Raw genomic sequence first — 24,498 nt, 5'->3', positions numbered from 1 at the left:
TAAAGCAGTGTTTCCCCAAAGGCGGCTTGTGCGCTATCAAGGCGGGATGGCGAGCGGAACACCCATTTACAGCATCGAGGCCCAGCTATCTTCCGAGGAAGAAGTGAATAAGGGCATACCCTTAGACGCGCTGACCGGGGGAGAAGAAGAGGCCGGTTGGGATGAGGCCTATGGGAATGGGGCTGGGCCTGCCCCGCGCCGGATGCCCGAATGGCTGCCGCCCGTGGTGGCACTGGTTTTGGTGGCCGGGTGGAGCGCGCTGTTCGCTGCCGATCAGGCCGACGCGATAGCTGCGGCGCGCGCGCCTGAGGCGTGGAGCGCGCTGGCGCTGCAATGGTCGCCGCCGGTGTTGCTGATCGCGCTGGTCTATCTGATCGTGCAGAGGTCGAGCCGCCGTGAAGCTGCCCGTTTTGGCGATGCCGCCGCGCTGCTGCGTCGCGAATCGGAGGCGCTGGAACATCGGCTGACCTCGCTAAACCGCGAATTGAGTTTGGCGCGCGAGTTTTTGGCCGCTCAGACCCGCGAATTGGATGCGCTGGGGCGCACTGCCGTCGACCGCATCGGCCAGAGCGCCGGACGGATCGATTCGCTGGTGCGCGACAATGCCGCGCAGGTTGATGTGATTGGCACGGTAAGCGCCGCCGCGCTGGCCAATATGGAACAGTTGCGCGTCCATCTGCCCGTCATCACCAATGCGGCCAAGGATGTGACCAGCAATATCGGCAATGCGGGCCGAATCGCCCATGCCCACCTTCAGGACATGGTCAAAGGTCTCGAACGTTTGCAGGATTTTGGCCAGTCGAGCGAACAGCAGGTCATTGCCCTGCGTGAGCGTATCGAGAGCGGTCTGAGCGCGCTGGAGAGCCGGACGCAACAGTTGGACGGGGTGATCACCGGGCGTTTCGAGGCGCTGGAGGCCCGCTCGACCGGCTTTGCACTGGATCTGGAGCGGCATGAGGCCGAGGCGCGCGAAGCGCTGCATCTGCGCGCGGCCGCGATGGGCGACGAGATTGCCGCCACCCGCGCCCAGCTCGATTCCGATGAGGCCGAGGCGCTGACCTCGCTGCGCGCGCGCCTGTCGGCCCTGCGCGACGAGGCGGCCACGATTGGCCGTTCGCTGCGCGAGAATGAGGCGGTGGCGCTGGGTGACTGGCAGGCGGCAACGGCACGTCTGACCAATGACCTGTCGCGCATCGATCGCGAATTGGCGCAGCGCCATGATGCCGCCATCGAGCGCGCGGGCAAACTGGGCGTGATGAGCGAGGCCACCAGCCTGCGTCTGGCGCAGGCAGAGGCGCGGCTGGAGGCGGTTGCGGCGGCCGATGTGGCGGTTTCGGGCGCGATGGCGCAGCGCCTCGAAGGGCTGGAGCGGCGTCTGGGAGAGACCGACAGGAGCTTGGAAAAGCTGACCGAATCGAGTGTTCGCCTGCTCCAGTTGATTGAGTCTTCGGCGCATCACAGCCGGGAAACGCTGCCCCCTGCCCTGACGCAGAGCGAGGAGCAACTGGCCGGATTTGAGGCGCGGATTCAGGCTTTGCGCGGCATCGTGGTCGAGGCGGGCGCGCAGGGCGAGATGCTGGCCCAGCGGATGGATCAGGCGCAGGGCGTGGCCTTGGGCGTCGGCCATGCGTTGAGCGCGCAGGATACGGCCGTCGGCCTGCTGCGCGATCATCTGGCGCAGGTGGAAAGCGAGGCACAGCGCATCGCCAGCGACGCGCAGGGCGAATTGGGCGAAGCAATCCGCCAGTTGGGCGGCAGCGTGATGCAGACCCTCGCCCTGATCGAAAGCGATGGCGCGGCGCGCGTCACCGCGCTGGTCGATCAATTGTCGAGCGAGAGCGGAGCGGCGCTGGAACGCGCGATGCGCCTGAAGGCCGGCGAGATCAGCGGTCAACTGGAGCAGGCCGCCGCCCATGCTCTGGGCATCAGCCGCGAGGCCGCGCATCAATTGCGCGATCAGCTGCGCGAGGTGGAAAGCGTGATCGACCATCTCGAAACCCGCGTGGCCGAGGCACGCGACAAGGCCGAGGATCGCATGGACGGCGATTTCTCACGCCGCATGGCAATCATCACCGACACGCTGCAATCCAAGGCCGTGGACATCACCCGCGCGCTGGACAGCGAAGTGGCCGACACCGCATGGGCGGCCTATCTGCGCGGCGACCGGGGCATTTTCACCCGCCGCGCAGTGCGCCTGCTCGATACGGGCGATGCGCGCCATGTGCTTGGCCTGTATGAAAGCGATGGCGCGTTTCAGGCCCATGTGAACCGCTATATCCATGATTTCGAGGCGATGCTGCGCCATCTGCTCTCGACGCGCGATGGCCATGCGATCTCGGTGACGCTGCTGTCCTCGGATATGGGCAAGCTCTATGTCGCGCTGGCGCAGGCGATTGAACGCCTGAGAGCTTAATGGTCCTGCTCTAGCGAGGCGGGCATGTGAAAGGGTGCGAGATCCTCGATCCGCACCCAATCATAGACATAATTGGCGTAAAACAACGCGAACAGGACGGCCGAAACCACCGTAGCGCGGATCGCCACGCGGCCGGGGCGAAAATTGCCCGGCGCGCTGGTGGCCTGCCCTTTAACCAGTTCCTCGCCCGTCTCATCGGGCGTGCGGATGCCGAAGGGCAGCACCAGAAAGGCCGAAATGACCCAGAACAGCAGATAGATGGCAAGGATGGAGGCCGGTTTCACCGATCCAGCCCCTCCACCATCATCATCACCTTGACCTGCGGCTTCTTGCCGCACCAGCGGCCCGCCGCCCGCCGCGCCGCCAGACGCGCCGCCTCGGCCATCGCGCTTTCGTTGCGCTTGTCCGGCCCGCGCAGCTTGCCCAGCGCCTCGATCACATCATTCTGCGCCTCGGCCACAAAGGCGTCGTAATCCTCGACCAGCGGCAGCCCAAGGCCCGCCACCTGCACCGCATATTCGTGATGCTTGGCCCGGCCCGACACCGCCACCATCAGCACGCCATGCCACGCCAGACGGCGACGCATCGCCACAGCCTCGCCATCGGCGGGCGCGATAATGTCGCCATCCAGCACAAGACGCCCGTTCGGCACCTCGGCAAATTTGCCCGGACGGCCCGGCGCCAGACGCACCAGATCGCCGTTCTTCTGCACGACCTGCGTGGGAATGCCGCTTTCCTTGCCCACCTTGGCCTGCTCGCGCATGTGGCGCATTTCGCCATGCACCGGCATCAGGATCTGGGGCCGCAGCCAGCTATAGATCGCCTCAAGCTCGGGCCGCCCCGGATGGCCCGAAACGTGGATGTCGGCCTGACGGTCGGTGACGACGGTGATGCCATCGCCCGCCAACTGGTTCTGGATACGCCCGATGGCGATCTCATTGCCGGGAATCTGGCGGCTGGAAAACAGCACGACATCGCCCGCGTCCAGCTTGATCGGATGGTTGCCCTCGGCAATGCGCGCCAAGGCGGCCCGCGGCTCGCCCTGCCCGCCCGTGGCCACGATCAGCACCTGCCCACGCGGCAGGCTCATCGCGGTTTCCGGGTCGATAATATCGGGCAATTTGCCCAGATAACCACAGCCCTCGGCCGCTTGAATGATCCGGTCGAGCGAGCGGCCCGAGACGCAAAGGCGCCGGTTGGTCGATTTAGCCACCTCGCCCAGCGTATGCAGACGCGCGACATTGCTGGCAAAAGTCGTGACCAGCACGCGCTTGCCCTTGTGGCGCGCGACTTCCTCTTTCATCGCGCGGGCTACTTCGCCCTCGCTGCCCGAAGGCGCGGGATTGAACACATTGGTGCTGTCACACACCAGCGCCAGCACGCCCTCATCGCCAATCGCGGTCAATTGCGCGGGCGTGGCGGGCGTGCCGATGATCGGTTCATCATCCAGCTTCCAGTCACCGGTATGGAACACCCGGCCATAGGGCGTGTCGATCAGCAGCGCGTGGCCCTCGGCAATCGAGTGCGCCAGCGGCACATAGCGGATGCCGAAAGGTCCCAGCTCAAACTGGTCGAAATGGTCGATGACGTTCAGTTCAACGTCGCGCTCGATCCCCGCCTCGGCCAGTTTTGCCGCCACCAGTTTCGCGGTAAACGGCGTGGCATAAAGCGGCACATCCAGATCGGCGGCGAAATAGGGCACCGCGCCGATATGATCCTCATGCGCATGGGTCAGCACAATGCCGACCAGATCCTCGCGCCGCTCCTCGATAAAGGCCAGATCGGCAAAGACCAGCTCGCTGCCCGGATATTCATTCCCGGCAAAGGTCATGCCCAGATCGACCATCAGCCACTTGCCATGCGCGCCGTAGAGATTGACATTCATGCCAATCTCGCCCGACCCGCCCAGCGCGCAAAACAGCAATTCCTTGCCGGGCGTGAACGGATCCTTATTGTCAGACTTGCGCGCTATCGTACTTCTCCAATGATCGTGTGGCAATTTATCGAGTGGCCGCGCGCTCGGCGAGCAACGCCAGGCCGTTAAGAGTAAGGTCGTGTTCGACTACGTCAAACAATCCAGGCTGATGATCGAACAAAACGGCCAGCCCCCCGGTGGCGATCACCGTGACCGGCCGCGCAATCTGGGCCCGCATCCGCGCGATCAGCCCTTCAATCATCGCGACATAGCCCCAATAGACCCCGATCAGCATCTGATCCTCGGTATTGGTGCCGATCACGCCGGGCTTTTCGGGCACTGCAATCGCGATACGCGGCAATTTGGCCGTATTGCCCACCAGCGCATCGAGCGAGAGGTTGATACCCGGGGCGATGATCCCGCCCTTATAGGCCCCTCGCCCGTCGATATGATCGATCGTGGTGGCCGTGCCGAAATCGACGACGATCAGATCACCGGGAAATTTCTCATGCGCGCCAATCGCATTGACAGCGCGGTCCGCACCAAGAGATTTGGGCGAATCCACATCAACATCAATGCCGTAATCGGCCTTGCCCATGCCCGCGACCAACAATTCGGTGTCGAAATATTTGGTGGCCAGCACCTGAAGATTATGCAGCGCGCGCGGCACCACGGTCGAAACGATCATGCCCGCAATCTGATCGCGGGTGTAACCCTCAATCGTCATCAGTTGCAGCAGCCAGACCGCAAATTCATCGGCCGTGCGGCGTGGATCGGTGGCAATGCGCCAACGCGTCTTCATCTCGCGCCCGTCATAGAGCGCAAAGACGACATTGGTATTGCCCACATCAATGGCCAGCAGCATGCCGCCTCTCTCCGCTTGTCTTATATCAGGCGAGTTCGACGTCGCCTGCATGAATGGTTTGGACCGTGCCGCCCGAAAGCTGCAACCGCAAGGCCCCATCCTCGCTTAGCCCGCAAAAATTGCCGCTGATCACCTGCCCGCTGGCCTCGCGCACCAGCAACGGGGTGCCGATGGGATGGGCCGCAGCCTGCCAGCGATGAACCAGCGCCGAAAGGCCGAATTGCCGCCAATGCGCCAGTTCCTGCGCAAATCGCGCGCTCAGCTTCATAGCGAAAGCATCGCGGTCGGGCGCCGGGCCATAATGGCTGAGCGCCGCTGTCTCGCGGTCGGGCAATCGCGGCGCGCTGGCCAAATTAACCCCGATGCCGACAATGACAAACCCGGCCACCGCCTCCAGCAGGATCCCGGCCACCTTGGCCTGCCCCACCAGCACATCGTTCGGCCATTTCAGCAAGGCGCAGCGCGGCGGAGGCACCAGATCGGCAACACTGGCCTGAACGGCAACGCCCGCCACCAGCGCAAGGCTGGGAGCAGGCGGTTGATGCGTATCGATACGCACCACTGTCGAGCCCATGAAGTTGCCAAGCCCGTCGTTCCAGACCCGGCCCAGCCGCCCCCGCCCGGCATTCTGACGGTCGGCGATCAGCCAGTGCCCTTCAGCAACCGGCTCGCCCGATGTCAGCCTTTGCGCAAGGTCTGCATTGGTCGAGCCGGTCAGGCCGATGATTTCCATCAAAGCACAGTTTCTCAGGCCGCGTGGAACAGCGCCGCCGCCGCCGACTGGGCCAGACCGCCCAGCCAACCGGTGAACAGATAGCCGATGGGCGAGATCACGATGGCGCTGCCATAGAGCAGAACCGCGTGAACGCCATCCACCGAACCCACAACCTTATCGGCCGGTTCATCGAAATACAGCACCTTGACCACCTTGAGGTAGTAGAAAGCGCCGATCACCGAAGCCGCGATGCCCACAGTTGCCAGCGGAACCAGACCGGCGGCGACCGCCGACTGGAAGACCACGAACTTGCCCCAGAAGCCGAAGAGCGGCGGGATGCCGGCAAGGCTGAACATCACCATCGCCAGCACAAAGGCCAGACCAGGCTTGCTGCGCGAAAGACCGGCAAGGTCAGCGATCTTTTCCACCGAATTGCCTTCGGCATCGCGCAACGACAGGATCGCCACGAAACCGCCGATCGACATCACGACATAGATCGACAGATAAACCAGCATCGAAGCCGCGCCACCCGGCGTGGCGGCAGCCAGACCGATCAGCATGAAGCCAACGTTGTTGATCGACGAATAAGCCATCAGGCGCTTGATATTGCCCTGACCGATGGCGCCCAGCGCGCCCACGACGATCGAGAGCAGCGAGATGGCGACGACGATCTGCTGCCATGCCTGCGCCTGCATGCCAAAGGCAAACAGCGTCACGCGCATGGTCAGCGCCAGAGCGGCAACCTTGGGCGCGGTAGCAAAGAAGGTGGTCACCGGGGTCGGCGCGCCTTCATAAACGTCAGGCGTCCACATGTGGAACGGCACGGCGCTGATCTTGAAGGACAGGCCAACAAGAATGAACACCAGACCAAACAGCGAGCCGGTCGACATCTTGCCAACCAGCGCGGTGTGAATGGCGTCAAAGCTCGTGCTGCCAGCAAAGCCATAGGTCAGGCTGATGCCGAAGAGCAGAATGCCCGAGGCCAGCGAACCCAGCACGAAATACTTCAGACCAGCTTCCGGCGAACGATCATCCGAGCGCGACATCGCCGCCAGCACATAGGCCGCAAGCGAGTTCATTTCGAGACCGACATAGAGCGTGAGCATGTCAGTGGCCGACACCATCAGGCCCATGCCCAGCGCCGCGAACAGCGCCAGCACCGGATATTCGGCGCGATAGCCGCCCTGACGCTCAAAGAAGCCGGGCGCCACCAGCAGCGATGCGCCCGCCGCGCCATAGATCAGCAGCTTGGCAAAGGAGGAGAAGCTGTCCGCCGCATATTGGCCATAGAAGGCCGAAGCCTCTGCGCCGAAAACGCCGCCGCACAGCGCAGGCGCGACCAGTACGCCCGCCACGGCCAGAGCCGCGACCGCCAGCCAGGTCACCAGGCGGGCGGATTTATCACCCGCCCACGCGCAAACCAGCAGGAGCACCAGCCCGGAGACGCTGAGGAATTCCTCAGCGGCCACCAGGCGAAGGGAAGATGCCCAGTTCATTACTTTTCACTCCCTTCGCCGTTATGCTCGGCGCTTTCATGATGCTCATCAGAGGCCACAGGATGGCCCGGCGTCACCTGCGCATCACCGGCCGGACGGGCCGCGGCAAGGCGGGCGTCAAGATGGGCAATGTCGGCGCGGATCGGCGCGATGAAGCTTTCGGGATAGATGCCCATCCAGAGCGTTGCGATCACCAGCGGCGTGAGCAGCAGATATTCGCGAACGGTCAGGTCAGGCATGGCGGCGGCATCAGCATTCTTCTGGTCGCCAAAGGCAACCCGGCGATAGAGATACAGCATATAGGCTGCACCCAGAATGATGCCCGTGCCCGCGATCAGCGCGGTCCAGCTCGACGCCTTGTAGATGCCCTGCAGCGACAGGAATTCACCCACGAAGTTTGCCGTGGCGGGCAGACCCACCGAAGCCATGGTGAAGAACATGAAGAACAGCGCATAATAGGGCATGTTGATCGCAAGACCGCCGTAACGGCTGATTTCGCGGGTGTGCAGGCGATCATAGATCACGCCGACGCAGAGGAAGAGCGCGCCCGACACCAGACCGTGGGCCAGCATCACCACCATCGAACCTTCAAGGCCCTGACGGTTGAAAGCGAACAGGCCCAGCGTCACGATGGCCATATGCGCCACCGACGAATAGGCGATCAGCTTCTTCATGTCCGACTGAACCAGCGCGACCAGCGAAGTGTAAACCACAGCAACGATCGAGAGGCCCCACACCAGCGGCGCGAAATAGGCGCTGGCTTCGGGGAAGAAGGGCAGGCTGAAACGGATGAAGCCATAGCCGCCCATCTTGAGCAGCACGCCCGCCAGGATGACCGAACCAGCGGTCGGCGCCTGAACGTGCGCGTCGGGAAGCCAGGTATGCACCGGCCACATCGGCATCTTCACCGCGAACGAGGCGAAGAAGGCCAGCCACAGCAGATACTGCGCCTGCAGCGGGAAGTTATATTCCATCAGCACCGGGATCGAGGTGGTGCCCGTCAGGTTCACGATCCACAGCATGGCGATCAGCATCAGCACCGAGCCAAGCAGCGTGTAGAGGAAGAACTTGTAGCTGGCGTAGATACGATCCACGCCGCCCCAGATACCGATGATCAGATACATCGGGATCAGGCCTGCCTCGAACAGGATGTAGAACAGGAAGAGATCCTGCGCCGCGAAGACGCCGATCATCAGCGTTTCCATGAACAGGAACGCGGCCATATATTCAGGCACGCGCTTCTCGATCGCGTCCCAGCTGGCGCCGATACAGATCGGCATCAGGAAGACGGACAGGACGATCAGCACCAGTGCGATGCCGTCAATGCCAAGCGCCCAGCTGAAACCGCTGAACAATTGGGCGTGTTCGACGAATTGCCACTGAGGGCCGCCGATCTGGTAATTGGCCCAGAGATCGAGGCCCAGCGCCAGGTCGATCAACGTCGCCACCAACGCGATGGTGCGCGCGGCGCCGGCTGAGGCGAACAAAGCCGCCACAGCCGCAACCGCTGGCACCGCCAGCATCAGCGAAAGGATGGGAAAACCGGTCATTGCCATAAAACCTTTTCGCTGCCCGCCTTTATCGAGTGAGAACCCAGCTGACCGCAGCCACCAGGCCGATCAGCATCCACAGCGCATAGCTGGTGAGCAGACCAGATTGGAGACGACGAGCCAGACCCGTGCCCTGAACCACAACCCAGGCCGCACCATTGGGGCCAAAGCGGTCGATGAAGCCAACGTCGCCCACCTTCCAGAACAACCGGCCCAGCGCGAAGGCAGGACGGACGAACAGGAAGTTGTAGAGCTCGTCAAAGAACCACTTGTTGTAAACGAAAGTGTGGATCGGCTTGATCGCGCGGACAAAGGCCGCCGGGAAGCCGGGATTGATGATGTAAGCGTAGATCGCGCCCAGCAGGCCGGTCACCATCACGCCGAAGGGAGCCCATTTCACCCACACCGGCACTTCGTGCATGTGATGGATGAGGTGTTCGGAGAACACGAGGCTACCCTTCCAGAACTCACCCTCGCCTTCGGAAATGAAGGCATGGTTGAAGACGAAACCGGCGAAGATCGCGCCCATGCTCAGGATGATGAGCGGGAGCAGCATCACCAGCGGGCTTTCATGCGGGTGATAGCCGGCGGTGCCGTCATCGTCATGGGCGTGAACATGGTGATGGTCATGCGCGTGATCGTGGCCGTGATCGTCGTGAACCGCGTGCTGGATGTGCTCCGACTGCGACCAGCGGGCCTTGCCGAAGAAGGTCAGGAACACCAGACGCCAAGAGTAGAACGAGGTCAGCAGAGCGGCCGTGATGCCCATGAAGAAGGCAAAGTGGCCAACGCCCGTGCCGGTGCCGTAGGCTGCTTCGAGGATCGAGTCCTTCGAATAGAAGCCTGCGAAACCAAACACATCGACGATACCCACGCCGGTGATCGCCAGCGTACCGGCCATCATCGCCCAGTAGGTGAGCGGGATCTTCTTACGCAGAGCGCCGTAATAGCGCATGTCCTGCTCGTGATGCATCGCATGGATCACCGAACCGGCGCCAAGGAACAGCAGAGCCTTGAAGAAAGCGTGCGTGAAAAGATGGAACATGGCCGCACCGAACGCGCCCGAACCAGCCGCAAAGAACATATAGCCCAGCTGCGAACAGGTCGAATAGGCGATCACGCGTTTGATGTCCCACTGCGTCGTGCCGATCGTGGCGGCAAAGAAGCAGGTGGCCGCGCCGACGATGGTGACGAAAGTCATCGCATCGGGACTTGCCGCGAACAGGGGCGAGAGACGGCAGGTCATAAACACGCCCGCGGTCACCATGGTGGCCGCGTGGATCAGCGCCGACACAGGCGTCGGGCCTTCCATTGCGTCCGGCAACCAGGTGTGCAGACCAAGCTGAGCCGACTTACCCATCGCGCCGATGAACAGCAGGATCGAAATGATCGTCAGCGTGTCGAAACGGTGGCCAAGGAAGCCAATCGTGCTGCCCGCATGGTTAGGAACATTGGCGAGGATTTCAGGGATCGACACCGTGCCGAACACCAGAAACACGCCGAAAATGCCCAGCATGAAGCCAAGGTCGCCCACACGGTTGACCACGAAAGCCTTGATCGCGGCCGCACCGGCAGAAGGCTTGCGGAACCAGAAACCGATCAGCAGGTACGAAGCCAGACCCACGCCTTCCCAGCCGAAGAACATCTGAACCAGATTGTTCGCGGTCACCAGCATGAGCATGGCGAAGGTGAAGAGCGAGAGATAGGAGAAGAAGCGCGGCTGATCCGGCTCTTCGTCCATATAGCCCCAGCTATAGAGGTGGACCAGCGCCGAGACGCTGGTGATCACCACCAGCATCACCGCCGTCAGCGTGTCGACGCGCAATTCCCAGTCAAAGCTGAGATCGCCCGACTGCACCCACTTGAGCACGGGAACGACGGTGGCTTCGGCATTACCCGTGAGGAAGCCGATGAAGATCGGCCACGACAGGGCGCAGGCTGCGAAAAGCCCGCCTGTCGTCACCACCTTGGCCGGGAACTTGCCCAGCGCCTTGTTGCCAAGCCCGGCGATAACCGAGGCCAGCAACGGCAGGAAAACAATGAAGAGGATCGAATGCACAGGTCTTACCCCTTCATCCGGTTGGCGTCGTCCACCGCGATCGTACCGCGGCTGCGGAAGTAGATCACGAGGATGGCCAGGCCCACGGCTGCTTCACCAGCGGCCACCGTCAACACGAACATCGCGAAGATCTGACCGGCCAGGTCATGCAGGAAGGCGCTGAAGGCCACGAGGTTGATGTTCACCGAGAGCAGAATAAGCTCGATGGCCATCAACACGATGATGATGTTCTTGCGGTTGAGCACGATGCCCAGCACGCCCAGCCCGAAGAGGATCGAGCTGACAACGATATAATGTTCGATACCGATCATGGCCGCCCCCTTACAGCTTCACGCCGCCGCCCACTTCGGGACGGGTGTTGATGGTGGCATCTTCCGGACGGCGCTTGACCTGTTCGGAGATATTCTGCGGACGCACGTCATTACGCTGGCGATGGGTCAGCACGATGGCGCCGATCATGGCCACCAGCAGCACGACACCAGCCGCTTCGAACAGGAACAGGTAGTGCCCGTAAAGCACCGCGCCGATTGCCTGAATGTTGGGCACATTGGCCGCAGGAGCCGTCGCCGCATCGGGCGTGCCCAGCACGAGGCCACCGGCCGAATGAGCGCCAAGACCAAACAGCAGTTCGGCCAGCAGGATGCCGGCAATCGCCAGACCCAGCGGGAAGTTCTTCACAAAACCGGCCCGCAGCGTGGCAAAGTCGATGTCGAGCATCATGACCACAAAGAGGAACAGCACCGCCACCGCGCCGACATAAACGATGACCAGAAGCATCGCGATGAATTCGGCGCCGATCAGGATCATCAGACCCGCAGCGTTGAAGAAGGCCAGGATCAGCCAAAGCACGGAATGCACCGGATTGCGCGCCGTGATGGTCATCACGGCCGAGGCAATCACCAGCGCGGCGAACAGATAAAAGGCAAGCGTTTGGATCATCTCTTGTCTCCGGCCCGCGCCTTAACGGTAGGGCGCGTCGGCTTCAAGGTTCGCGGCAATCGCCCGCTCCCACTTGTCCCCGTTCGCCAACAGCTTGTTCTTGTCATAGAGCAGTTCGGCACGCGTTTCGGTCGCGTATTCGAAATTCGGCCCTTCGACGACGGCGTCGACCGGACATGCTTCCTGACAAAAGCCGCAGAAGATGCACTTGGTCATATCGATATCGTAACGCGTCGTGCGGCGGCTGCCGTCATCGCGCGGTTCGGCCTCGATGGTGATGGCCTGCGCGGGGCAGATCGCCTCGCACAATTTGCACGCGATGCAGCGCTCTTCCCCGTTGGGATAGCGGCGCAGCGCATGTTCACCACGAAAACGGGGCGAAAGCGGGTTCTTCTCATAGGGATAGTTGATGGTCGCCTTTTCCTTGAAGAAATACTTCAAGGTCAGGGCGTGAGCCTTCACGAACTCCCAGAGGGTGAAACTCTTGATGAGATGGGCGACGCTCATGCAAAATGTCCCGTAGCCATGAGGTAACCGCTGACGAGGAAAACGAACAGCAGCGAGAGCGGCAGGAAGATTTTCCAGCCCAGACGCATCAGCTGGTCATAGCGATAGCGCGGCACAGTGGCCTTCACCCAGCTGAACACAAAGAAGAAGAAGAAGATCTTGAGCAGCAGCCAGATCACGCCCGGCACCATATACAGCACCGGAATATCCAGCGGCGGCAAGTAACCACCCCAGAACAGCGTGGCATTAAGCGCGCACATCAGGAGCACGTTGCCATATTCGCCGAGCCAGAACAGCGCGAAGGCCATCGAGGAATATTCGGTCTGATAACCGGCGACCAGTTCGCTTTCCGCTTCGCAAAGGTCGAAGGGAGCACGCTGGGTTTCGGCCATGCCCGAGATCAGGAACAGCACCCACATCGGGAACAGCAGCGGATTGAAACCAAAGCCGTTCAGAATGCCGAACACATGGCCCTTCTGCGCCGAAACAATCGTGCCCAGATTGAACGAACCCGCCCACAGCACGACGCAGATCAGGATAAAGCCGATCGAGACTTCATAAGAAATCATCTGAGCCGAAGCGCGCATCGCACTGAAAAACGGATATTTCGAGTTCGATGCCCAACCGGCCATGATCGTGCCGTAAACGCCCAGCGACGAGATCGCCAGAACATAGAGCAGACCAACGTTAATGTCGGCCAGGATCGCGCCCGAGTTAAACGGGATCACCGCCCAGGCCAGCAGCGTCACCGTGAAGGTGACCACCGGGCCAATCAGGAAGATGCCCTTGTTCGCGGCGGTCGGAACGATGGTTTCCTGCAGGAAAACCTTCAGACCATCGGCAAACGACTGAAGCAGACCCAGCGGGCCGACAACGTTCGGGCCGCGACGCAGCGCCATGGCCGCCCAAATCTTGCGGTCAACATAGATGATCATCGCCACGCTGAGCATCAGCGGAAGCGCGATCAACAGGATCCCCGCAATGGTGGAAATCAGCCATGCCGCTTCAAACGGCAGGCCAAGCGATTGGAAGAAGGCGGTCATTCCGCAGCCTCCGCTTGGGGTTGCGACCCGTGCAGCAGTTCGGCCGAGCAACGCGCCAGCGTCTCACTCGCCCGCGCAATCGGGTTCGTCAGATAGAAATCCTTGATCGGATAAGCGATTTCGCCAGCGGCCGAACCCGAAACGCCGGTGGGCAGCGGACCGAAATCGATCAGACCACCATCAACCAGCAGCGCCGGATATTCAGCAAACAGCGCGCTGCGCAGTTCGTCAAAGCTGTCAAAGCCGACGTTGACGTTCAGCACCTGCGCGATGGCACGCAGGATCGCCCAGTCTTCACGCGCATCACCCGGTGCGAACACAGCCTTTTCGGCAAACTGCACGCGACCTTCGGTGTTGACGTAAATGCCGGCCTTTTCGGTGAAGGCCGAAGCGGGCAGGATCACGTCTGCGGCATGCGCGCCCTTGTCGCCATGATGGCCGACATAGACGATCATGCTGTCGGCGAACTTGGCGTAATCCACCTCATCCGCGCCCAGCGAAAGCAGCAGCTTGGGCTTGGCAGCGGCGACATCATTAATGCCGCCCTTCTGCGCATAGCCCAGCACCAGCCCGCCCATGCGCGAAGCCGCCATGTGCAAAACGTTGAAACCGTTCCAAACCGAGCCATCTTCCAGCGTGCGCACCAGACCAAGCTGCTCGCTGATCGCCAGACCCGCTTCCAGCGCGCCCTTGGCCAGCCCTGCCCCGCCGATGATCAGCGCGGGACGCTTGGCGCCCTGCAACGCCGACCAGACATGCGCGGGAAGCGCGTTGAGCACCGAAGCGTCGGAACCCAGGAATTCGGCCGGATAGGTCGTTGCCCATTCGGGGCCGATGATGAACACCTTGGCGCCATGCTTGACCGCCTTGCGCAGGCGAGCATTGAGCACAGCTGCTTCCCAACGGACATGGCTGCCCACGATCAGGATGGCATCGGCCGATTCAATCCCGGCCAGGCCCGAATTGAAGTTCACCGCTGCCAGATTGGCCGTGTTGTAAGCCAGACCCGTCTGACGCCCTTCGAGCACCGACGAGCCGAGGCCCGACAGCAGCTTCTTGGCCGCATACATGGTTTCGACATCGACCAGATCGCCCGCGACCGCCGCAATCGAATTGCCCGGTGCGATCTTGGCCACAGCGGCCAGCGCCTCATCCCAAGACACAGCCTTAAGCTTGCCGTCGAGACGGATGAACGGACGGTCGAGACGGCGCTTGGACAGGCCATCAACCATATAGCGGCCCTTGTCGGACAGCCATTCCTCGTTCACGTCATCATTGACGCGCGGCAGGATGCGCATGGCTTCGCGGCCGCGCGCATCGACGCGGATGTTCGAGCCAACCGCGTCCGAAACGTCGATCGAGATCGTCTTCTTCAGTTCCCAAGGACGGGCTTCAAACGCGTAAGGACGCGAAGTCAGCGCGCCGACCGGGCACAGATCGATGACATTGGCCGACAGCTCGTGCGTCGAGGCCTTTTCCAGATAGGTGCTGATCTGCATGTTTTCGCCGCGATACAGCGCGCCGATTTCATCCACACCCGTGATTTCCTCGCTGAAACGGACGCAGCGCGTGCACTGAATGCAGCGCGTCATCACCGTCTTGATCAGCGGGCCCATATACTTCTCGGTCACCGCGCGCTTGTGCTCGTGATAACGCGAAGAACCGCGGCCATAGGCCACGCTCTGGTCCTGCAGGTCGCATTCGCCGCCCTGATCGCAGATCGGGCAGTCGAGCGGGTGGTTGATGAGGAGAAACTCCATCACCCCTTCGCGCGCCTTCTTGACCATCTCGCTGTCGGTGCGGATTTCCTGACCTTCGGCGGCCGGAAGCGCGCAGGAAGCCTGCGGCTTGGGCGGCCCGGGCTTCACCTCGACCAGGCACATGCGGCAATTGCCCGCAATGCTCAGACGCTCGTGATAACAGAAGCGCGGAATTTCCTTCCCCGCCATTTCGCAGGCTTGCAGAACAGTGGCGCCGGCAGGCACCTCAAGTTCCACGCCGTCAACTTTGACCTTAGGCATTACTCAGCGGCCTCCCGCAGCGCATCGCCCTTTTCGGCAATGCGACGCTCAATTTCGGGGCGGAAATGACGGATCAGGCCCTGGATCGGCCATGCCGCCGCATCACCCAGCGCGCAGATCGTGTGACCTTCAACCTGCTTGGTAACGTTCCACAGCATGTCGATTTCCTGCACATCGGCATCGCCCTTGCGCAGGCGTTCCATCACGCGCCACATCCAGCCGGTGCCTTCGCGGCACGGCGTGCACTGGCCGCAGCTTTCATGCTTGTAGAAGTACGAAAGGCGGCTGATCGCGCGCACGATGTCGGTGGACTTGTCCATGACGATGACCGCCGCCGTGCCCAGACCCGAGCCGACCGCACGCAGACCGTCAAAGTCCATCGGCGCGTCCCAGATCTGTTCTGCAGGCACCAGAGGCACCGACGAACCGCCGGGGATGACCGCCAGCAGATTGTCCTTGCCGCCGCGAATGCCGCCGCAATGCTTCTCGATCAGCTCACTGAACGGGATCGACATTTCTTCTTCGACCACGCAGGGCTTGTTCACATGGCCCGAGATCTGGAAGAGCTTGGTGCCCTTGTTGTTCTCGCGCCCGAACGAAGCGAACCAACCGGCGCCGCGACGCAGGATGGTGGGAGCAACAGCGATGGATTCGACATTGTTCACCGTGGTCGGGCAGCCATAGAGGCCGGCACCGGCGGGGAACGGAGGCTTGAGACGGGGCTGGCCCTTCTTGCCTTCGATCGATTCGATCATCGCGGTTTCTTCGCCGCAGATATAGGCGCCCGCGCCGCGATGGACGAAGACGTCGAAATCATAGCCCGAACCGCTGGCGTTCTTGCCCACGAGCCCAGCGTCATAGGCCTCGGCAACAGCGGCAAACAGCGTTTCGGCTTCGCGGATATATTCGCCGCGAATGTAGATGTAGGCCGCGCGGGCCCCCATCGCAAAACCGGCAACCAGCGCGCCTTCGATCAGCTTATGCGGATCGTGGCGGATGATTTCGCGGTCCTTGCACGAACCGGGTTCGGATTCGTCGGCGTTGATGACCAAGAAGCTGGGACGACCGTCCTTGCTTTCCTTGGGCATGAAGCTCCACTTCATGCCGGTGGGGAAGCCCGCACCGCCACGACCGCGAAGGCCCGAGTCCTTGATTTCCTGAATGATCGCGTCGCGACCGCGTTCCATCAGCGCCTTGGTATTATCCCAATCGCCGCGAGCACGCGCCGCTGCCAAATTCCACGGCTGATAGCCGTAGAGATTGGTGAAGATACGATCCTTGTCCTGAAGGGCCATGACTTACCACTCCCCTCGATAATCGTGGTTCTCATTGACCATCGCGGTCAGGTTCGAGAGTGCACCGGCCGGTTCGACCGTATGACGACCCGGTTCCTGCGTGCCCGTCTTGGGGCTCTCGCCGCGCGCCAGAGCATCCAGAATGCCCTCGAAACGCTCAACGGTCAGGTCTTCGTAATTGTCGTCATTGATCTGCACCATCGGCGCCGACGAGCAATTGCCCATGCATTCCACCTCGGTGAAGGTCCAGAGACCATCCTCCGAAACGCTGCCGGTCGGCATCTTCTTGGCCTTGCACACCGAGATCAGATCATCCGAACCACGCAGCATGCAAGGCGTGGTGCCGCAAACCTGCACGTGGAACTTACCGACCGGAACCAGATTATACATGGTGTAGAAGGTGGCGACCTCGACCACGCGGATGATCGGCATGTCGAGATAGTTCGCGACATATTCCATCACCGGGATCGGCAGCCAGCCCTGCGTGTTCGTTTCAGCGCCCACCTGACGCTGCGCCAGATCGAGCAGCGGCATCGAGGCCGAGCGCTGACGCCCTTCGGGGTAACGCGCGACGATTTCCTTGGCCTTGGCCGCATTGGCCTCGGTCCACACGAAATTGCCCCAGCGCGCGCGCAGCTCGGGGCTATCGGGGTAGATATGACGATCAGCCATTAGCGGATGAACTCCACGCGAGAGCATTTTCCGCCCTCGAACGAATAGACGGCGATGACTTCGAACGGTTCAACCAGTTCCGAACCATCGCTGGCCGGGCCGCGCGTGACATATTCACGAAACAGCACGTAATTGCCGATTTCCTGCTTTTCGCGGATCTCGGCATGGTTTTCCGGCCACTTGGCAAAAGCGGCGGCCAGACCCGTGCGGGTGCCTTCCTTGCCTTCGCGCACCACAGCGCCGCGATACCCCGCTTCGCAGGCATCGTCGGTCATATAGGACACGTAAAGGTCGGCATCCTGCGCGTTATAGGCCGCGATCATCGCCTCGGCGGTAGCAAGATGGCTCACCGGTCGCACTCCCCGAACACGATATCCATCGCGCCAAGGATGGCGGTGATATCGGGCAGCATGTGGCCCTTGGTCATGAAGTCCATCGCCTGAAGATGCGAGAAGGCCGTCGGGCGGATCTTGCAGCGATAGGGCTTGTTCGAGCCGTCCGACACCAGATAGACGCCGAATTCGCCCTTGGGGCTTTCGGTCGCCACATAGACTTCGCCCGCCGGAACGTGGAAGCCTTCGGTGTAGAGCTTGAAGTGATGGATCAGGCTTTCCATGTCCTGCTTCATCTCGGCGCGCTTGGGCGGAGCCACCTTGCGGTCGCTGCTCAGCACCGGACCGGCGGGCATCTTTTCGATGCACTGGCGCACGATGCGGGCCGACTGGCGCACTTCTTCAACGCGGACCATGAAGCGATCATAGCAGTCGCCGCGCGTGCCCACGGGCACTTCGAAATCGACCTGATCATAGGCATCATAGGGCTGCGACTTGCGCAGATCCCAGGGAATGCCGCTGCCGCGGATCATCGGGCCGGAAAAGCCCCATGCCAGCGCGTCTTCCTTGCTGACCGTGGCGATATCGACGTTGCGCTGCTTGAAGATACGGTTGTCGCACACCAGGCTCATCGCGTCTTCGAACAGTTCGGGCAGACGCTTGTCGAGCCAGACGCTGATATCGTCGATCAGCTTCTGCGGCACATCCTGATGGACGCCGCCGGGGCGGAACCATGCCGAGTGCATACGGGCACCCGAGGCGCGCTCGAAGAAGTTGAGGCAATCCTCGCGAATTTCGAACAGCCACAGGTTCGGCGTCATCGCCCCCACGTCCATGACGTGGCTGCCGATGTTGAGCATGTGGTTGCAGATACGCGTGATTTCCGCAAACATCGTGCGCAGCCACTTGGCGCGCTCGGGCACTTCCAGGTTCAGCAGCTTTTCCACCGCCAGAACATAGGAATGCTCCATCCCGAGCGGCGAACAATAGTCCAACCGGTCGAAATAGGGCAGCGCCTGCAGATAGGTCTTGTATTCGATCAGCTTTTCGGTGCCGCGATGCAGCAGGCCGATATGCGGGTCGATACGCGTGACGATTTCACCGTCCAACTCGGTGACCATGCGCAACACGCCGTGGGCGGCGGGGTGCTGAGGACCGAAGTTGATGGTGTAATTGGTGATGATCTCATCGCCGGTGGTCGGCGATTCCTCGAGGATCAGACCGCTCATTTGCCTTCCCCAGCTTTCTCGTCGCCCGGCAGCACATAGTCTGCGCCTTCCCACGGCGAGGTGAAGTCGAACTGGCGCAGATCCTGCGCCAGACGCACCGGCTCATAAACCACGCGCTTCTCTTCGTTCGAGTAGCGCAGTTCCTGATAGCCCGTCAGCGGGAAGTCCTTGCGGAAAGGATGCCCTTCAAAGCCATAGTCGGTCAGAATGCGGCGCAGGTCCGCATTGCCCGCAAAGACCACGCCATACAGGTCGAACACTTCGCGTTCGAGCCAGCCAGCCACCGGCCAGAGCGTCGTCACGGTCGGAACCGGGGCGACTTCATCGGTGGTGGTCTTGACGATGATGCGGTGATTCTTGGTCAGCGAGAGCAGCATGTAGACGACTTCAAACCGCTCGGGGCGGTTCGGATAGTCGGCGCCGGCGATTTCCACCAGCTGCTGATATTCATGCTTGTCGCGCAGGATGCGCAGGGCATCCTCGACATGCTCGCGCGTCACCGTGATGACGATTTCGCCATGCTCTTCCTTGGACGCCGCGACGCGGTGGGCCAGAGCCGCCACCAGCTTGTCGAGAACGCCCTCGTTCGAGCTCCACTTGGGGGCGGAATGCAGAACAGCCATTCGTCCCTCCCTCAACGCTCGATGGTGCCGACGCGGCGGATCTTCCGCTGCAACTGCATGATGCCATAGAGCAAGGCTTCGGCTGTCGGCGGGCAACCGGGCACATAGATGTCGACCGGCACGATGCGATCGCATCCGCGCACCACCGAATAGGAATAGTGGTAATAGCCACCACCATTCGCACATGACCCCATCGAGATCACATACTTCGGGTTCGACATCTGGTCATAGACCTTGCGCAGCGCCGGGGCCATCTTGTTGCACAGCGTGCCGGCCACGATCATCACGTCCGACTGACGCGGCGATGCGCGCGGAGCAGCACCAAAGCGCTCCATGTCATAGCGCGGCATATTGACGTGGATCATTTCCACGGCGCAGCAAGCCAGGCCAAAGGTCATCCACCACAGCGAGCCGGTACGGGCCCACTGAAACAGTTCCTCGGTGCTGGTTACCAGAAAGCCCTTGTCGGACACTTCGCTCGACAGGTCGTTAAAGAAACCCTGATCGGGGGCGACCAACTTGCCGTTGGCCGCCATGATCGGTTCAAAGGAGGGATTTGTACTCATTCCCAGTCCAACGCTCCCTTCTTCCACGCATAGGCAAAGCCGATCACAAGTTCGGCAAGAAACACCATCATCGTCAACCAGCCAGCCCAGCCGGTTTCCTTAAGGCTGACCGCCCAGGGAAACAGGAAAGCTGCTTCGAGATCGAAGATGATGAAGAGGATCGCCACGAGATAGAACCGCACGTCAAACTGACTGCGGGGCTCTTCAAAGGCGGGGAAGCCGCATTCATATTCCGAAAGCTTGTCAGCATCCGGCTTGTACGAACCCGTAAGGCGCGACACGAGAATGGGCAAAATGACGAAGGCCGAAGACAGACCAAGCGCGATCCCGAGAAAGATCAGGATAGGAAGGTAGTTCGACAGGTAGTGCGACAGGTCGATCAAGAGCTGACTCGCAGATAAAGTTGAGCTTTGGCGGCCCTAGTCCCCCTTTCCGGGGTGCGCAAGTCTCCTAAAGCCTCAAACTGTGCAGGAGCGAAAAGAAGCTGTCAGAATATCTGCAAGTGCTTCGCAATAGCGTATTTTTTACCTATTTGCGCCACTTCGGGCCATAGACCTATCCCTGATTGCCTTTGCTGCATGGCGACACTATCTCTTGATTCAACAGGCACGCACGCCTGTAACCTCAGGCGCCTATGCGCCTCGCAGCATCAGGCGCAACCTGCGCCTTACATACCGGAGGGTCCAAGTTTCATGGCACAGATTTCCGCTGCTGATCCGATCGTCATTCTTTCTTACGCCCGCACCCCGATGGGCGCGATGCAGGGCAGCCTCTCCGAAGTTTCCGCCACCGAACTTGGCGCCACCGCCGTCAAGGCCGCCGTCGAACGCTCCGGCATCGCTGGCGAGGAATTCGAACGCGCTTATATGGGCTGTGTCCTTCCCGCAGGGCTTGGTCAGGCCCCTGCTCGTCAGGCCGTGATCAAGGCCGGTCTGCCCAAGTCGGTTCAGGCCACCACCGTCAACAAGGTCTGCGGATCGGGCATGCAGACGGTCATCATGGCCTCCGAAGCGCTGGCTGCAGGCAGCGTCGATTTCGTCATCGCGGGCGGCATGGAAAGCATGACCAACGCGCCCTACCTGCTCAAAAAGCACCGATCGGGCGCGCGCATCGGCCATGACACTGCCTATGACCACATGTTCCTCGACGGCCTCGAAGACGCCTATGAAGGCGCCGCCATGGGCAGTTTTGCGCAGGTGACGGCCAATGATTACGGCCTGACGCGCGAGGGCATGGACGCCTATTCCATCGAATCGCTGGCCCGCGCCAAGGCGGCTGTCGCAGAAGGCCGCTTTGCCGACGAAATCGCCCCCGTGACGATCAAGACCCGCGCGGGCGAAGTCGTCGTCGACACCGACGAAGCCCCCGGCAAGGGTCGCCCGGACAAGATCCCGGCCCTGAAGCCCGCCTTTGCCAAGGACGGCACGATCACGGCGGCCTCGTCCTCCTCGATCTCGGACGGCGCGGCGGCCATGGTGCTGACCCGCCAGAGCGTAGCCGATGCCAAGGGCGCCAAGCCCGTCGCCATCGTCAAGGCCGTTGCGGCCCACGCGCATGACCCCAAGCTGTTCACCACGGCCCCGGTCGGCGCGATCCAAAAGGCGCTGGATCAGGCAGGCTGGACCGTTGCCGATGTCGATCTGTTCGAAGTCAACGAAGCCTTTGCCTGCGTCGCCATGTTCGCGATCCACGATCTCGGCCTCGATCACGCCAAGGTCAATGTCAACGGCGGCGCGACCGCTCTGGGCCACCCCATCGGCTGCTCGGGCGCGCGCATTCTCGTCACGCTGATCGCGGCTTTGAAGGCACGCGGTTTGAAGAAGGGGGTGGCCGCGCTCTGCATCGGCGGCGGCGAAGGTACGGCCGTGGCGGTTGAACTGGTTTAATTGACCGGCATTTGTTTAAGGGGAGCGCTCTGACGGGGACGTTGGGGCGCTTCTTTTTTGCGCTGGGTTTGAAGATGCCTCCGGCGGGCAAAGGGACTAGTCCCTTTGCAATCCCATTAATGGGGTAGAGCCATGATCGCGGGTGTTTCTGTAGAGGAATGAACTGAAAGCCTGCGGCGCGGCAAACTCAGATCTTACCGCGCCGCAGGCTTTCAAAACTCAAACGACGCGTCCGACACCTGACGCCAAACCCATGGCGCAACGCAGACATTAAAGGGAGCGCGAGGGTCTAGACCCTCGCATCTATCTTTAGCCCTTAAGGCTTCCCCGCCCCCCACAAACGGCCTTCAGGCACAAACCCCACATGCCGCTCGACATCGATCTGGCACCAGCCATCCTTGCAACCGCCCAGCCGCCCGACCAAGCCCGGCGCCAGTTTCCACAACAGCGGCGTACCCTCGCCCGGCCCGGCGTGCATCTCCACCGGCCCCTTGCCCCGGATCAGCGCGGTGGGCGTCTTGTTGAGGAAGCGCATCATCATCCAGCCGCGCGCGCCATCCGGGTCCTCGACCAGATACCAGCCCTGAAACAAGCGCAGCACCTTGATCGGCAGAAACTGGCGGCGATAAACGAAGCGGATCGCATAATCCTCGCCCGGCCCGGTGCGCATATTGACCACCGGATCGCGCAGCGAGCGCCACGCCGGAAATTGCGGCGTCTCGGCCCCCGCCGGACTGGCCGACAGCGCGGCCACCATAAGGCCTGCCAGCGAACCGGCGCGGCCAAACTTATTCCAGAATTCATGCAACATAGGTCAACTATAGCCACCTTGGCCCCGCTGCGGCAAGGTGCGTCATACGCAATCCGCCGCAAGGCCGGGCATAAGCGAGCATGAAAAAGCCCGGCCACGCCTGCGCATGACCGAGCCAATTCGGATTGGGATCAAAGGGCCGCCGATCAATCGCCGGTCAGGATGCGATCCACCAACTGCTTCACCGTGGGGGTGAAATTGTTCGAGTAGAACGGGTCCTGCTTGAAGCGATAGGCCGCGTGGCCCGCAAACATCAGGTTTTCGTTGATGTCGCCGCCATGGGCGATGTTCTGCAGGCTCTTCTGGATGCAGAAGCTGCGCGGGTCGGCCATGCGGCCCGTGGTCCAGTCGTCATGGTCCTTCCAGCTGGAAAAACCGCAATGCGACAGACAGCCCATGCAATCGGCCTGATCCTTGCGGATTTCCTCGCGCTCGGCCTTGGAGACAAAGATCACCGTGTCATCGGGCGTGCGCAGCGCCTCGACAAAGCCTTCGTTCACCCACTGATGCGCGCGGGCGCGGTCGCAGGGCGTGACCCAGAAGTTCTTGCCCTTGACGCCCACGTCAAGCTGCACCGTATGATCGCCTGCTTCCACCTTGGAATAGGGGATCTGGCGCTCGCTGCGCGCAACCAGGCTCATCAGGAAGGGATTCTTGACCGCCGAGGAATAGAAACCGGTGGGCGAGAACTTGTGCAACAGCACATCGCCCGGCTCGATCGTGCGCAGATGATCTTTCCACGCCTGCGGAATCGGGCTTTCCTCGGTCAACAACGGACGCGTGCCGAACTGGAACAGGATCGCGCCAAGTTCCGGATTATCAATCCAGTTTTCCCATTCGCGCAGGAACCAGACGCCGCCCGCCATCACGATGGGAACCGTGTCGGGCACGCCCTCGGCGCGCATGGTTTCGCGAAGTTGCTTAACGCGGGGATAAGGATCCTGCGGCTTGGTCGGGTCTTCCGCGTTCGACAGACCGTTGTGCCCGCCCGCCAGCCAGGGGTCTTCATAGACCACCGCCGCCATCAGCTCGGCCACCTTGTGATAGGCCCGCTTCCACAGCGCGCGAAACGCGCGGCCCGACGAGACAATCGGCAGGTAATGCACATTGAAGCGCGCCGCGATTTCCGAGAGCTTGTACGGCATGCCCGCCCCGCAGGTCACGCCCGTCACCAGCCCCTTGGTGCGTTCGAGCACGCCTTCGAGAACCTGCTGCGCGCCGCCCATTTCCCACAGGACGTTGATGTTGATCGCACCGCGGCCCGACGCGATGTCATAGGCGCGCTTGACCTGTTCCACTGCGCCATCAATGGCATAGCGGATCAGCTCCTCATGGCGCCCCTGACGGGTCAGCTCATGATAGAGCTGGGGAACGATTTTGCCTTCAGGATCATAGCTGTCGGCGTTAACCGCGCTGACGGTGCCGATGCCGCCCGCGGCCGCCCATGCGCCGGAGCTGGCATGGTTGGTCGCCGCCACACCCTTGCCGCCTTCCACCAGCGGCCAAACCTCACGACCACCATAAAGGATCGGCTGCAAACCCTTGAAACTCATTGCCTGTA

At 61.7% G+C, this 24,498-nt stretch carries 22 protein-coding genes and 1 pseudogene; 2 read left to right on the top strand and 21 right to left on the bottom strand.

Annotation, left to right across the window (positions count from 1 at the left end):
• The first annotated feature begins 46 nt into the window (after window positions 1-46).
• Window positions 47-2,413 carry a coiled-coil domain-containing protein gene (locus GGR38_RS10575; protein WP_183625264.1) on the top strand — a complete coding sequence of 789 codons (2,367 nt, stop codon included), beginning with the start codon at window positions 47-49 and terminating at the stop codon, window positions 2,411-2,413.
• On the opposite strand, the gene GGR38_RS10570 is transcribed toward GGR38_RS10575, so the two are convergent.
• From GGR38_RS10570 to GGR38_RS10480, 19 genes and pseudogenes are all read right to left on the bottom strand, one after another.
• Window positions 2,410-2,697 carry a DUF1467 family protein gene (locus GGR38_RS10570; protein ID WP_183625262.1) on the bottom strand — a complete coding sequence of 96 codons (288 nt, stop codon included), beginning with the start codon at window positions 2,695-2,697 and terminating at the stop codon, window positions 2,410-2,412. The two genes, GGR38_RS10575 and GGR38_RS10570, sit on opposite strands and share 4 nt — an antisense overlap.
• Window positions 2,694-4,298, bottom strand: coding sequence for a ribonuclease J (locus tag GGR38_RS10565; RefSeq protein WP_183625260.1), 1,605 nt, complete (start codon window positions 4,296-4,298; stop codon window positions 2,694-2,696). The genes GGR38_RS10570 and GGR38_RS10565 overlap by 4 nt, the downstream gene beginning before the upstream one ends.
• Before the next feature lie 115 nt (window positions 4,299-4,413).
• Entirely contained in the window at window positions 4,414-5,193 is a 780-nt protein-coding gene (locus GGR38_RS10560) for a type III pantothenate kinase (protein WP_172339224.1), read from the bottom strand.
• A 25-nt stretch (window positions 5,194-5,218) separates the two neighbouring features.
• Window positions 5,219-5,926 (bottom strand): biotin--[acetyl-CoA-carboxylase] ligase, encoded by a 708-nt coding sequence (locus GGR38_RS10555; protein ID WP_183625480.1) that lies wholly within the window; start codon window positions 5,924-5,926, stop codon window positions 5,219-5,221.
• Between the two features lie 14 nt (window positions 5,927-5,940).
• Window positions 5,941-7,404, bottom strand: coding sequence for an NADH-quinone oxidoreductase subunit NuoN (nuoN, locus tag GGR38_RS10550; protein ID WP_183625258.1), 1,464 nt, complete (start codon window positions 7,402-7,404; stop codon window positions 5,941-5,943).
• Window positions 7,404-8,954 (bottom strand): NADH-quinone oxidoreductase subunit M, encoded by a 1,551-nt coding sequence (locus GGR38_RS10545; RefSeq protein ID WP_183625256.1) that lies wholly within the window; start codon window positions 8,952-8,954, stop codon window positions 7,404-7,406. Before GGR38_RS10545 ends, nuoN begins: the two co-directional genes overlap by 1 nt.
• 28 nt (window positions 8,955-8,982) lie before the next feature.
• A complete protein-coding gene (gene nuoL / locus GGR38_RS10540; protein ID WP_183625254.1) occupies window positions 8,983-11,013 on the bottom strand; it encodes an NADH-quinone oxidoreductase subunit L in 2,031 nt (676 codons plus the stop codon).
• A gap of 5 nt (window positions 11,014-11,018) precedes the next feature.
• Window positions 11,019-11,324 carry an NADH-quinone oxidoreductase subunit NuoK gene (gene nuoK, locus GGR38_RS10535; RefSeq protein WP_168602395.1) on the bottom strand — a complete coding sequence of 102 codons (306 nt, stop codon included), beginning with the start codon at window positions 11,322-11,324 and terminating at the stop codon, window positions 11,019-11,021.
• A gap of 10 nt (window positions 11,325-11,334) precedes the next feature.
• The gene (locus GGR38_RS10530; RefSeq protein ID WP_168602394.1) at window positions 11,335-11,952 is read right to left on the bottom strand and encodes an NADH-quinone oxidoreductase subunit J; all 618 of its coding nucleotides are present in this window, start codon (window positions 11,950-11,952) and stop codon (window positions 11,335-11,337) included.
• A 21-nt stretch (window positions 11,953-11,973) separates the two neighbouring features.
• The gene (gene nuoI / locus GGR38_RS10525) at window positions 11,974-12,459 is read right to left on the bottom strand and encodes an NADH-quinone oxidoreductase subunit NuoI (protein ID WP_183625252.1); all 486 of its coding nucleotides are present in this window, start codon (window positions 12,457-12,459) and stop codon (window positions 11,974-11,976) included.
• On the bottom strand, window positions 12,456-13,502 hold the full coding sequence (gene nuoH, locus GGR38_RS10520; RefSeq protein WP_183625250.1) for an NADH-quinone oxidoreductase subunit NuoH: 1,047 nt from the start codon (window positions 13,500-13,502) through the stop codon (window positions 12,456-12,458). The genes nuoI and nuoH overlap by 4 nt, the downstream gene beginning before the upstream one ends.
• Window positions 13,499-15,523, bottom strand: a complete 2,025-nt coding sequence (gene nuoG, locus GGR38_RS10515; protein WP_183625248.1) for an NADH-quinone oxidoreductase subunit NuoG — start codon at window positions 15,521-15,523, stop codon at window positions 13,499-13,501. Before nuoG ends, nuoH begins: the two co-directional genes overlap by 4 nt.
• Window positions 15,523-16,818, bottom strand: coding sequence for an NADH-quinone oxidoreductase subunit NuoF (gene nuoF, locus GGR38_RS10510; protein ID WP_183625246.1), 1,296 nt, complete (start codon window positions 16,816-16,818; stop codon window positions 15,523-15,525). Before nuoF ends, nuoG begins: the two co-directional genes overlap by 1 nt.
• Window positions 16,819-16,821: 3 nt before the next feature.
• Window positions 16,822-17,490 carry an NADH-quinone oxidoreductase subunit NuoE gene (gene nuoE, locus GGR38_RS10505; RefSeq protein WP_183625244.1) on the bottom strand — a complete coding sequence of 223 codons (669 nt, stop codon included), beginning with the start codon at window positions 17,488-17,490 and terminating at the stop codon, window positions 16,822-16,824.
• Window positions 17,490-17,840 carry a nuclear transport factor 2 family protein gene (locus GGR38_RS10500; protein WP_343059073.1) on the bottom strand — a complete coding sequence of 117 codons (351 nt, stop codon included), beginning with the start codon at window positions 17,838-17,840 and terminating at the stop codon, window positions 17,490-17,492. The genes nuoE and GGR38_RS10500 overlap by 1 nt, the downstream gene beginning before the upstream one ends.
• Window positions 17,837-19,051 carry an NADH-quinone oxidoreductase subunit D gene (locus GGR38_RS10495; protein WP_183625242.1) on the bottom strand — a complete coding sequence of 405 codons (1,215 nt, stop codon included), beginning with the start codon at window positions 19,049-19,051 and terminating at the stop codon, window positions 17,837-17,839. Before GGR38_RS10495 ends, GGR38_RS10500 begins: the two co-directional genes overlap by 4 nt.
• An 11-nt stretch (window positions 19,052-19,062) precedes the next feature.
• A pseudogene (locus tag GGR38_RS10490) lies at window positions 19,063-19,674 on the bottom strand (NADH-quinone oxidoreductase subunit C); the annotation flags it as partial.
• 11 nt (window positions 19,675-19,685) lie between these two features.
• A complete protein-coding gene (locus GGR38_RS10485) occupies window positions 19,686-20,240 on the bottom strand; it encodes a NuoB/complex I 20 kDa subunit family protein (protein WP_274173942.1) in 555 nt (184 codons plus the stop codon).
• Window positions 20,237-20,623: an NADH-quinone oxidoreductase subunit A gene (locus tag GGR38_RS10480; RefSeq protein ID WP_168602385.1), complete on the bottom strand. Its 387-nt coding sequence runs from the start codon at window positions 20,621-20,623 to the stop codon at window positions 20,237-20,239. Before GGR38_RS10480 ends, GGR38_RS10485 begins: the two co-directional genes overlap by 4 nt.
• Window positions 20,624-20,932: 309 nt before the next feature.
• Between GGR38_RS10480 and GGR38_RS10475 the strand changes: the two genes are divergently transcribed.
• Entirely contained in the window at window positions 20,933-22,126 is a 1,194-nt protein-coding gene (locus tag GGR38_RS10475) for a thiolase family protein (RefSeq protein WP_183625240.1), read from the top strand.
• Window positions 22,127-22,442: 316 nt separating this feature from the next.
• On the opposite strand, the gene GGR38_RS10470 is transcribed toward GGR38_RS10475, so the two are convergent.
• Both GGR38_RS10470 and GGR38_RS10465 read right to left on the bottom strand, forming a co-directional pair.
• The gene (locus GGR38_RS10470; RefSeq protein WP_172339211.1) at window positions 22,443-22,937 is read right to left on the bottom strand and encodes an SH3 domain-containing protein; all 495 of its coding nucleotides are present in this window, start codon (window positions 22,935-22,937) and stop codon (window positions 22,443-22,445) included.
• 146 nt (window positions 22,938-23,083) lie between these two features.
• Window positions 23,084-24,490, bottom strand: a complete 1,407-nt coding sequence (locus tag GGR38_RS10465) for an NAD(P)H-dependent flavin oxidoreductase (protein WP_183625238.1) — start codon at window positions 24,488-24,490, stop codon at window positions 23,084-23,086.
• Between the last annotated feature and the right edge of the window lie 8 nt (window positions 24,491-24,498).

The organism is Novosphingobium sediminicola (assembly GCF_014196525.1).
Classification (GTDB): domain Bacteria; phylum Pseudomonadota; class Alphaproteobacteria; order Sphingomonadales; family Sphingomonadaceae; genus Novosphingobium; species Novosphingobium sediminicola.
Note: the sequence above shows the minus strand (reverse complement) of the source record. Positions and strands in the feature narration are given on the sequence as shown.